This window comes from Bacillus sp. L_1B0_5, assembly GCF_000836715.1.
Lineage (GTDB): Bacteria > Bacillota > Bacilli > Bacillales > Bacillaceae_G > Bacillus_A > Bacillus_A thuringiensis_S.
In genome coordinates this window covers 116,725-128,350 of sequence record NZ_JXIS01000046.1, presented here as the reverse complement: position 1 = coordinate 128,350, position 11,626 = coordinate 116,725, and the positions used below count along the sequence as shown (strand labels likewise).

Sequence of the window (11,626 nt, the reverse complement as noted above, 5' to 3'; positions counted from 1 at the left end):
GTGTCTAACTTTTAGGGGTCACTTCAAGTTAGCCTGCTTTTTTTTATTTTCCTACGGATGCCCACTTAAAGCTTAAATCTCCGCCATATTTATGGTTGTACATATCTTTAATTGTTTCTCTTTGTAAGTATGCTCTACCACGTTGATATACTGGAACAATCGCAGCGTCATCAAGTAACATTTTTTCTGCTTCTAATAAGTTCTTCCAACGAGCATTTACATCGCTTCCATCTTTTTTCGCCTTCATAATGATTTCATCGTATTTCGGATTAGAGTACTTCATCTTATTTTGTGACCCATCTGTTACAAACATATCAAGATATGTAATCGGATCTGGGAAGTCCGCACTCCATCCAGAGAATGACATGACATAATCGCCCGCATCTTCTAATTTTAGTTTTTGCGCGAATGGTTGTTGTTTAATTTTCACTGTTAAACCTGGTAAATTCTTTTCTAATTCACCTTTTAAATATTCACCAGTTTTCTTTGATAACTCTACATCTTCATTTAATAATTCTAATTCGATTTCATTTTTACCAAGTTCTTTTTTACCAGCTTCCCAATATTTCTTCGCTTCTTTCACGTTTGGTTTTACAATATCCCCATTTACAGCACGGAAATCTTTTTTATCTGGTCCTTTAATGAAGTTATCAGGAATTAATCCTGTCGCGGCCTTAGAACCGTTGTTTAATAATGTATCAACGAACGGCTTACGATCAAAAGCAAGTGAAATTGCTTTACGAATATTTTTATTTGCTAAAGCTGGATCTTTTTGATTTAAACGTAGGAAGAATACAGATGTATCTTCTACTGTTTGGAAATCTGGTTTTCCTTTATATTTATCGATAAACTCCGCTAATAACGACGCTCGATCAATTGCATTTGTTTCATATAAGTTAATTGGCGTAGATGTATCTTTTACAATATTAAAGTTTACTTCTTCAATCTTCACTTCTTTATTGTCCCAATATGATGAGTTCTTTGTCATTTTAAAGCTACGTTCATGCTGCCAATCGCTTAATGTAAATGGTCCGTTATAAAGTGTTGTATTTGCTTCTAAACCAAACTTTGCACCTTGCTCTTTAACAAACTTCTCATTCACAGGATAGAAGATTGGATATACCATTAAATCTACAAGATATGGAATGGAATTGTCTAATTCAACTTCTAATGTGTAATCATCAATTGCTTTTACACCTAGTTGATCAGGACTCATCTCTTTTTTATTAATTTTCTCTGCATTTTTTATATCGTACATAATATAAGCTGATTTCGCAGCTGTATCTGGATTAATCGCTCTTTGCCATGCGTATACGAAATCTTTCGCTGTCACAGGCTCACCGTTTGACCATTTCGCGTCTTCACGTAACTTAAACGTATACTTTTTACCGTCTTCTGACTTTTTAAATTCCTTCGCTACACCTGGAACTAGCTTATCATCTTTTCCTAAACTGTATAAGCCTTCCATCGTATTGTTCATTACTCTTGAAGAAACTGCGTCAGCTGATAATGCTGTGTCCATCGTTGGAATTTCTTGTGTTTCAATTAAGTTAATAACTTGCTTCGCACCGCTTTTCCCGCTATCCCCTTTTGCGTTTGCTTGCGGTTCATCTTTTTGATAGCTACATGCCCCTAACATCATGCTCATCGCTACTGTTGATGCTACAAAAACTGGTATCTTTTTTTTCATACTTCCACCCTCCAAAAAAATGTTAGCCCTTTCATTTTCAAACAGAAAGAAATATATATATGTTCTAATAATTCATATTATACACACAAATATATTTTTTGTATATTTATATTTCTATTTCATTAAAGTTTTCTGTTAAAAAATATATCTTTGTAAACGTTTTATATTGCTGTTTCCCCTTACTAAAGTGCCGGAAATAATTATTTTTATATTTTTCTAAATTATCAGAGAAAAACAAATTTTATATTTCATAATACTTTATGTATAATTATCCCACCCTTTTTAACATAAAGTAGCAGTCCCTTCATATTAAAAATATGTAGGCTAAAATGAGTGCAAAGGATAAGAAAGTATGTTACGATACATTTTGCTAAAAATAGATATCGGTAAAGAGGGGACGGACATGACAGCAATTCAGGCCAAAAATGGGCCGACAGAGAAATTAAGTTTATTCTTATTAACATGGCCTATTTTTCTAGAAGTTTTTCTTTTTATGTTGATGGGGATCGCTGATACGTTCATGTTAAGTGCATTATCAGACGATGCTGTATCTGGGGTTGGTGCAGCGAATCAATATCTTCATATTGCGATTTTGGTATTAGAAGTCATCGGGAACGGCGCTGCTATCGTTGTATCTCAATACCTCGGTTCCAGACGCTTTATGGAAGCATCTAAAATATCAGCATTAGCCGTCACATTAAATTTAATAGTTGGGCTCGTTATAAGCGCTGGTTTTCTTTTATTTTCGAAACATATGATGCTCGCAATGAACTTACAAGGCGATGTACTATCGTATGCGCAAAACTACTTATCTATCGTCGGAGGGGCTATCTTCCTGCAAGCTATCATTAACTCATTAGCCGCAATTATCCGTGTACACGGTTTTACAAAGCAAGCGATGTTTATTTCACTCGGAATGAATATTATTCATATCGCTGGAAACTACGCACTCATTTTCGGGAAATTTGGTTTCCCAGAGCTCGGTGTACAAGGGGCTGCAATTTCTTCCGCTATCAGTCGATTGATCGCACTTATTGTTTTCTTCTGGTTACTATACCGCGTTATGGAATATCGTGTGAAATTACAATATTACTTCACTTTATCCAAAGAATACATTGGGAAAATTTTAAAAATCGGCATTCCATCTGCATTTGAACAAGTGATGTATCAAGCTTGTCAAATCGTCTTCCTTTATTACGCAACGTACTTAGGAACGGAATCATTAGCTGCTAGACAATACGCTACTAACATTTCCATGTTCACTTATTTATTTGCAATTGCGATTGGTATGGGAACAGCCATTATTATTGGCCGCCTTGTTGGTGGTGGGGAAAAGGATGAAGCATACGAACGCTTGTGGAAAAGTGTAAAATGGGCGATTGGTGTAACTTTATGTATGGTCGCTCTCGTTATTACATTCCGTACACAATTAATGGGACTGTTTACAGATAATCCGCACATTATCGGGTTAGGCGCAAGTGTTCTTTTACTAAGTGTATTACTTGAAACGGGACGTACGATGAACATCGTCATCATTAATTCGCTTCGTGCAGCTGGGGATGCAAAATATCCTGTTTTAATCGGTGCATTCTCTATGGTGTTAATGAGTTTACCACTAGGTTACTTTTTCGCCTTTCATTTAGATATGGGGCTCGTTGGTATTTGGCTAGCGATCGCCATCGACGAATGGACGCGTGCCATTATTATGTTCTTCCGCTGGAAAAGCAGGGCGTGGGAACGTTACGCACTTGTGAAACCAGAAGAGCAAGACGAGATTGGTTCTGTTCAGGCACAGTAGCACTTGTTTGATCATGATGTAGTTATTAATAAATGCAATTTATATCGACTTACCGACAACTCATATATATAGTAGAAAAAAGCCATCCTTCCTTAATGGAAGAATGGCTTTTTTTATTATTGATAAATCTCTTTATATTTCTTATACTCCGCTTCAGAACATAGTACGAAATGTCCTGGGCGAATTTCACGCATTGTTGGCACTTCGCTACCGTAATCATGCTGCGATGGATCGTATACGATACGTTTACGATTACGCTCATAATCTGGATTTGGTAGCGGAATTGCTGATAATAGTGATTTCGTATATGGATGAACTGGATTCGCATATAACTCTTCACTTGTTGTAAGTTCTACAATTTGCCCACGGTACATTACGCCGATGCGGTCACTAATGTATTTTACCATCGATAAATCATGGGCAATGAATAAGTATGTTAGACCTTTTTCTTTTTGTAGCTTTTTCAGTAAGTTTACAACTTGCGCCTGAATCGATACGTCAAGTGCTGAGATCGGCTCATCGGCAATGATAAATTCTGGTTCTACAGCAAGCGCTCGAGCGATACCGATACGCTGACGTTGTCCACCTGAGAATTCGTGCGGGAAACGGTTTGCATGCTCTTTATTTAAACCAACTGTGTTTAATAATTCATGGACACGATCCATGCGCTCTTTTTTACTTTTCGCTAATCCGTGAATATCAATACCTTCTGCGATAATATCCCCTACTGTCATACGAGGATTTAATGATGCGTATGGATCTTGGAAAATCATTTGCATTTTACGGTTGAATTTCTTCAATTCTGCGCGTGATTTCTTACCATGTACGTTTTCACCATCGAACAATACTTCACCAGCAGTTGCATCATATAAACGAATAATCGTTCTTCCAGTTGTTGATTTACCACAACCTGATTCTCCTACAAGACCAAATGTTTCTCCGCGGTAAATATCAAATGAAATATCATTAACCGCTTTGACAACACCACCACTCACGTCGAAGTGCTGCTTTACATTTTTTACTTCAATTAATTTCTCACGTTGTTTAGTCATGTTGTTCACCTGCTTTCATTTGAAGAATACGTTTTTCAACAACTGCCGGCGGTTTTACTTCTGGAGCTTGCTCGTGAAGTAACCAAGTTGCCGCATAGTGTGTATCACTTACTTTAAATAAAGGTGGGTCCATTTCAAAATCAATTTTTAGTGCCTGTGGGTTACGTGGTGCAAAAGCATCACCCTTTGGCGGCTTTAATAAATCCGGAGGCGTTCCAGGAATTGCATATAACTCTTCCTCTGAGCCATCTAAACTTGGCATAGATGCGATTAAGCCCCAAGTATATGGATGTTTCGGATTATAGAAAATTTCATCTACAGTTCCAATTTCAACAACTTTACCAGCGTACATAACTGCCACTCGGTCAGCAACGTTTGCTACTACACCTAAGTCATGCGTAATGAAAATAATTGCCGCTTCTGTTTTTTGCTGAATGTCTTTCATAAGTTCTAAAATTTGTGCCTGAATCGTAACGTCTAGCGCTGTTGTCGGCTCATCGGCAATTAATAATTTCGGGTTACAAGCTAACGCCATCGCAATAACTACACGCTGTCTCATACCACCTGAGAATTGGTGAGGATATTGTTTTAAACGAGCTTCTGGATTTGGAATACCTACAAGGTCGATTAATTCTAAAGCAACTTTACGTGCGTCTGCTTTACTCATCCCCTGGTGTTTAATAAGGCCTTCCATAATTTGATTTCCAATTGTCATCGTTGGGTTTAATGATGTCATTGGATCTTGGAAAATCATCGCGATATCTTTACCACGTACTTGCTGCATTTCTTTTTCTGTTAATTTCGTTAAGTCACGACCTTCAAATACGATCTCACCATTTTTAATGCGTCCAGGAGGATTCGGAATTAATCCCATTAACGCTTTAGAAGTAACTGATTTCCCTGAACCAGATTCTCCTACAATCGCCAATGTCTCTCCTTTTTTCAAATCAAAAGTAACGCCGCGTACAGCTTGTACTTCACCTGCATGTGTATCAAAGGAGACTTGTAAATCTTTTACCTCTAACAATGTTTTCATCTTTGCCTCTCCCCTCTTTTACTTACGCATTTTTGGATCTAACGCGTCGCGTAATCCGTCTGCCATTAAGTTAAACGCTAAAATTAATATACTGATGACAACCGCAGGGATGAACATCATATGCGGATACGTTTGAATAGATTTATAACCATCATTTACAAGAGAACCTAGTGACGCAAATGGTGGCTGAATTCCTAAACCGATGAAACTTAAGAACGCTTCACCAAACACCGCTGATGGAATTGTAAACATTGTCATTACGATAATAGGTCCCATTACGTTTGGAATTAAATGTTTCACAATTAATTGTGTATTTGTTGCACCTAATGTACGAGATGCTAATACATATTCTTGGTTTTTTAATTTCAGGATTTGTCCACGAACGATACGCGACATCCCTATCCAACCTGTAATTGCCATTGCGAGTGTAATTGACCATATACCAGATCCCATAATGATTACCATTAAGATAACGATGATTAAGTATGGAATACCGTTAATAATCTCCATAATACGTTGCATAATATTATCTACTCTGCCGCCATAAAACGCTGAAATACCTCCGTATGCAACCCCAATTACTAAGTCAATTGCTGCTGCTAAAAGAGCGATATATAATGATACGCGTGTACCTTCCCATGTTCTTGTCCATAAATCACGACCAAGATCATCTGTACCAAACCAGAAGTACTCTTTAATATCACGTTTTTCATATTGGTCAACACCATATTGATCTGTACCGTCAAATGGTAACCAATGAACATTTTCAATAACTGGAATTTTTGGTGGCATTTTCGCACGACCTAAATCTTGCTCTTTATACGAGTGTTTACTTACCATCGGTCCAAAAATCGCTAGTAATATAATAAGACTTAATAATACGAAACCAAGCATCGCACCTTTATGTTGGAACAAACGTCTTCTTACATCTTGCCAAAACGTTAAGCTTGGACGGGCAATGACTTCATTATCAACATTATTTTGATTGGCTTGTTGAAATAAATCTGGAGATAATTTTTGTACATCTTTCATCATTTTTTCCCTCCCGCTAAACGAATACGAGGATCAATAATTCCGTATAAAATATCGACAATGAAAATAACTAAAATGAAGATCGCACTATAGAAAATCGTAGTTCCCATAATAACTGTATAGTCATTCACTGTAATAGATTTAACGAATTGTTCCCCAAGTCCTGGTACAGCATAAATTTGCTCGATAACAAGTGTTCCTGTAATTAATGCCGCAACCATTGGTCCTAAAATTGTTACTACTGGAATTAATGCGTTACGAAGTGCGTGTTTGACAATGATAACGCCTTGGCTAATTCCTTTAGCTTTCGCTGTTAAAATGTAATCGGCTTGCATAACTTCAATTAATTCTGCACGAGAGAAACGTGCGATTGTTGCGATAACTGCCATCGATAAAGCAATTGTAGGCATTACTGTAAACTCTGGTCCTTTCCAGAACGCTACTGGGAACCAACCAAGTTTTACCCCTACGAAATATTGTAGTAAAGCGGCGAATACGAATGATGGTACCGACATCCCGAGTACGGAAATAATTGTCGCTCCATAATCGACCCACGTATTGTTACGAAGTGCCGCAACGATTCCTAAAATTAAACCGATAAATGTTCCTAATATAATCGCTTGTAAACCAAGCTGTGCTGATGGTCCAATACGATCCACAATCATATCTGTTACTGGACGGTTATCATATTGGAATGATACCCCTAAATCACCTTTTGCTAAGTTACCTAAGTAACGTGCGTATTGAACTGGTACCGGATCATTCAATCCGTATTTTTCAAGAATGATTTCTTTTTGTGCCGGTGATAGCTTCTCCTGGTTTTTAAGCGGAGAACCCGGAAGTAATTTCATCAAAAAGAAAGTCAGTGTAGTAATTAAAAATAATGTCAAAGCCATGTACACGAAACGTTTTAATACATAACGTCCCATAGTCAAGCACCTCCCCGTTTTTCTCAAAAGCAATAAGATAGTTTAAAATATTCTTACTTTTATTTTTTTAAAATAAGAGCATATGCCCATCATAGGCATATACCCTTATTCATGATGGAAACCATTTTTAATTTTTGAGTTCAACCCACTTATAGCTAAATTCTCCGCCATATTTATGTTCTAATAGGCCAGTAATTGAGCCACGTTGTAAATATGCTTTTCCAGGTTGATATACTGGAGCAATCGCAGCATCTTCAAGCAGTTGTTTTTCCGCTTTTAATAGTGCATCCCAGCGAGCTTGTACATCAACTTCTGTTTTTGCTTTTTTAATTAAATCATCATACGCTGAATTTGCATAATTTACTTTGTTTTGCGCATTACCTGTTGTATACATTTCAAGGAATGACATTGGATCCATATAATCTGGACTCCATCCGGCATACGACATCGCATAATCTCCACTTGCTTCAAGTTTTAATTTTTGTGCAAATGGCTGCATTTTTGTCGGAACTGTTAGACCAGGTAAGTTCTTTTCAAATTGGCCTTTTAAATACTCTCCGATTTTTTTAGCATCATCAGTATCAAAGTTTAATAGCTCTAACTCTACTTTGTCTACACCAAGTTCTTTTTTACCAGCTTCCCAGTACTTTTGAGCTTCTTTAATATCCTCTTTTATAAGCTTTCCGTTCTCTTCACGGAAGTCTTTTCCATTCGGACCTTTTGCTAAGCCTTTCGGAACAAAACCATATATCCCCTCTGAACCATCGTTTAAGATAACTTTTCCGATATTTTCACGTTCAAAGGACATTGCAATTGCTTTTCGGATATTTTTATTTGCTAAAAATTTATTCTTTTCATTTAAGCGAATAAATTGTGTAGATGGCCTCTTAATCGTTTTGAAATCAGCATCTGATTTGTATTTATCTACAAACTCTGATGTTAACACTACACGATCAATTGCTTTCGTTTCATATAAATTTATAGCAGTTGAACGATCCTTAACAATATTGAAGTTTATTTCCTCAAGTTTTACTTCTTTATTTTCCCAATACGTTGGGTTTTTCTTAAGTTTGAAGCTTTGTTCATGCTTCCATTCATTTAATACGAATGGACCATTATAAAGTGTCGTATTGGATTCTAATCCAAATTTTGCTCCTTGTTCTGTTACAAACTTCTCATTCAAAGGATACAATGTTGGATAGACTGTTAAACTTACAAAATAAGGAACAGGATTATCTAATTCCACTTCAAGTGTATGATCATCAATTGCCTTTACACCAAGTTCTTCAACTGGTAATTCTTTTTTGTTAACTTTCTCCGCATTTTTAACATCAAATAGTATGTAAGCAAACTTGGCACCCGTGTTTGAATCTACAGCTCTTCGCCAAGAATAAACGAAGTCTTTCGCTGTTACAGGGTCACCATTAGACCATTTCGCATCTTCACGTAATTTAAATACATACTTTTTGCCATCCTCTGATTTCTCATAAGATTTCGCGACACCTGGAACAAGTTTATCATCTTTCCCCAGACGATATAATCCCTCCATTGTATTATTCATGATGTTAGAAGATGTTGCATCTGTTGATAACGTCGTATCCATAGTTGGAATTTCAGCTGTTTCGGTTAAATTTAACACTTGTTTGTTTGAGGATTTTTCTTTTGCGCCTGCTTTATTATCCTCTTTTTGGTAACTACAAGCCCCTAACATACTGACTGTCAACGTCGATGCAACTAATAACGGTATCTTTTTCTTCATGTTGTGTTACCTCCCCTACTTGCACTTCCTGTACCCTCACTTGTTAAAAAGTAGAATTGAAAGAATAATCTCCAAGTTTCTACAATTTTCATTATACATATAATATAACAATTGTGAATATAGTTTTTTGTTTTTTTGTTAAAATTTTTAATAAAATGTTTATATTTTTATTTTTTTGTAAAGGGATACGTTAACATTGCTACCATCATCTTGAAATCAGACCTTTAATTGCGTATAATTTTCAAAAAATTAATTCTAGTACATATTATAGCTTTTATAGTATAATAATTCTAGTAATATTTTGACGGAGGGGAACATTTTGAATAAAGTTTTTTTTCATACTTGTATACTAATTTTCATAGCGATAATCGCTTCTAGTATTGGCGCATTCCTCATTTCATCGCAATTTTTGTTGAATTTTGTCAACATCTTGTTTTATATTGCACTGTTTTTTATTCTTATCGGTGGTTTTTTATACATATTTCAAAATGGTTTTTTCAATGTAACCATTTACGCATTCCAAAGAGTATTTGGTACGAACAAAAAGATTGACTCTTTAATTGAAGAAGTCGAGGAGCCTACAGATAAGAAAGAACGTATTTATAAAACATATTCATTCAAATGGACATATCCAATTTGTATTACAGGTATCGTTCTTGGGTTGTTCTCGACCCTCATTAGCTTTACTATTTTGATGTAGTTTGCAAACACTATCCCATATGATATAATAATCAGCAAAACATTTTGTTATAAAACTTTAGTTCTTTCATATTAAAAGAGCTAAAGTAACAATAAATAAATTTATATGTATGCGATGATAAAGAAGAGTACATATTGAGGCAATTTCAGAGAGCTTGTGGTTGGTGTGAACAAGTAATTGTACAGTATGGAATGGGCTTTTGAGCACCAAACCGAACCGAAAGTAGTAGGCTTTGGCGTTATATCCAAACGTTATTATGGATTAGAGAGATTTCACGGTAGTGAAATAATTAGGGTGGTACCGCGGTCCATTCGTCCCTATAGTTTTTGGGATGAATGGGCTTTTTTGTTTGCCTTCTCTTCCCCCATCACGCATTCTATTTTAGGAGGAATTACTTATGTCAGTTATCTTTTCTGGTATTCAGCCAAGTGGAACGATTACACTTGGAAACTATTTAGGAGCAATGAAGCAGTTTACAGAGCTTCAAAATGAACACGACTGTTATTTCTGTATTGTAAACCAACATGCGATTACAGTACCTCAAGATCCCGTACAACTTCGTAAAAACATCCGCAGTCTTGCTGCACTTTATGTAGCATGTGGCATTGACCCTGAAAAAGCTACTTTATTTGTACAATCAGAAGTACCAGCACACGCTCAACTAGGATGGATCATGCAATCTGTTGCTTACGTTGGAGAATTAGAGCGTATGACGCAATATAAAGATAAAGCTTCTGGTAGAGATTCAGTTCCAGCTGGATTACTTACGTATCCACCATTAATGGCTGCTGATATTTTGCTTTACAACACTGAAATCGTGCCGGTTGGTGATGACCAAAAGCAACATATCGAATTAACACGTGACTTAGCAGAGCGTTTCAACAAACGTTACCGTGAAATCTTCACAATGCCTGAAATTCGTATTCCAAAAGTAGGAGCTCGTGTTATGTCATTAACAGAACCTACGAAAAAAATGAGTAAATCTGATCCGAATCCAAAATCAATGATCAGTATGCTTGATGAGCCAAAAACAATTGAAAAGAAAATTAAGAGTGCTGTTACTGACTCTGAAGGTATTGTGAAATTTGATAAAGAGAACAAACCTGGTATCTCTAACCTATTAACAATCTACTCTTCATTCTCTGAAAAAACAGTTGAAGAAATTGAAACAATGTACGAAGGAAAAGGATACGGCGACTTCAAAGGCGACCTAGCGCAAGTAGTCGTAGAAGCAATTCGTCCAATCCAAGACAAATATAACGAACTAATCAACTCACCAGAACTAGACGAAATTCTAGACAAAGGTGCAGAAAAAGCAAACCGCGTTGCATTCAAACAACTACGCAAAGTAGAAAACGCAATGGGACTAAGCAGAAAACGTAGGTAACATATAAAGCGGAGGCGACTGCTTAGCCCTGACGGCTAAGGTTCTTTCCCACAGAAGGTGCTTTTTACTTTCTCGTGGGGAAGGTTCTTAGACGCGAAGGGCTAGGAGCCGGATTTCATATAAGCGGAAGCGGCTCGTTCAGCTCTGACTGGCTAAGGTTCTTTCACATAGAAGACGCTTTTTGTCTTCTTATGCGGAAGGTTCTTAGACACGAAGAGCTCGCTGCTGGAGCTGGATTTCTAC

Annotated in this window: 9 protein-coding genes and 1 other annotated feature; of the genes, 3 read left to right on the top strand and 6 right to left on the bottom strand. The window is 36.6% G+C overall.

The window, feature by feature from the left end; translation table 11 throughout:
• Positions 1-43 precede the first annotated feature (43 nt).
• Positions 44-1,690 carry a peptide ABC transporter substrate-binding protein gene (locus RT27_RS15995; protein ID WP_029442138.1) on the bottom strand — a complete coding sequence of 549 codons (1,647 nt, stop codon included), beginning with the start codon at positions 1,688-1,690 and terminating at the stop codon, positions 44-46.
• Between the two features lie 352 nt (positions 1,691-2,042).
• Between RT27_RS15995 and RT27_RS15990 the strand changes: the two genes are divergently transcribed.
• Entirely contained in the window at positions 2,043-3,488 is a 1,446-nt protein-coding gene (locus RT27_RS15990; RefSeq protein ID WP_050842864.1) for an MATE family efflux transporter, read from the top strand.
• A gap of 116 nt (positions 3,489-3,604) precedes the next feature.
• On the opposite strand, the gene RT27_RS15985 is transcribed toward RT27_RS15990, so the two are convergent.
• From RT27_RS15985 to RT27_RS15965, 5 genes are all read right to left on the bottom strand, one after another.
• Entirely contained in the window at positions 3,605-4,540 is a 936-nt protein-coding gene (locus RT27_RS15985) for an ATP-binding cassette domain-containing protein (RefSeq protein WP_043936633.1), read from the bottom strand.
• The gene (locus tag RT27_RS15980; protein WP_000854346.1) at positions 4,533-5,576 is read right to left on the bottom strand and encodes an ABC transporter ATP-binding protein; all 1,044 of its coding nucleotides are present in this window, start codon (positions 5,574-5,576) and stop codon (positions 4,533-4,535) included. The genes RT27_RS15985 and RT27_RS15980 overlap by 8 nt, the downstream gene beginning before the upstream one ends.
• Before the next feature lie 18 nt (positions 5,577-5,594).
• Positions 5,595-6,611, bottom strand: coding sequence for an oligopeptide ABC transporter permease (gene opp3C, locus RT27_RS15975; protein WP_016082472.1), 1,017 nt, complete (start codon positions 6,609-6,611; stop codon positions 5,595-5,597).
• Complete coding sequence (gene opp3b, locus RT27_RS15970) at positions 6,608-7,537, bottom strand: oligopeptide ABC transporter permease (RefSeq protein ID WP_000534166.1); 930 nt, start codon at positions 7,535-7,537, stop codon at positions 6,608-6,610. Before opp3b ends, opp3C begins: the two co-directional genes overlap by 4 nt.
• A 127-nt stretch (positions 7,538-7,664) precedes the next feature.
• Positions 7,665-9,296, bottom strand: a complete 1,632-nt coding sequence (locus RT27_RS15965) for a peptide ABC transporter substrate-binding protein (protein WP_016082473.1) — start codon at positions 9,294-9,296, stop codon at positions 7,665-7,667.
• Between the two features lie 319 nt (positions 9,297-9,615).
• Between RT27_RS15965 and RT27_RS15960 the strand changes: the two genes are divergently transcribed.
• Positions 9,616-9,996 (top strand): DUF3899 domain-containing protein, encoded by a 381-nt coding sequence (locus RT27_RS15960; RefSeq protein WP_001044985.1) that lies wholly within the window; start codon positions 9,616-9,618, stop codon positions 9,994-9,996.
• 105 nt (positions 9,997-10,101) lie between these two features.
• Positions 10,102-10,318, top strand: a binding site (T-box leader).
• Between the two features lie 75 nt (positions 10,319-10,393).
• Positions 10,394-11,383 carry a tryptophan--tRNA ligase gene (gene trpS / locus RT27_RS15955; protein ID WP_043936632.1) on the top strand — a complete coding sequence of 330 codons (990 nt, stop codon included), beginning with the start codon at positions 10,394-10,396 and terminating at the stop codon, positions 11,381-11,383.
• Positions 11,384-11,626: the final 243 nt, after the last annotated feature.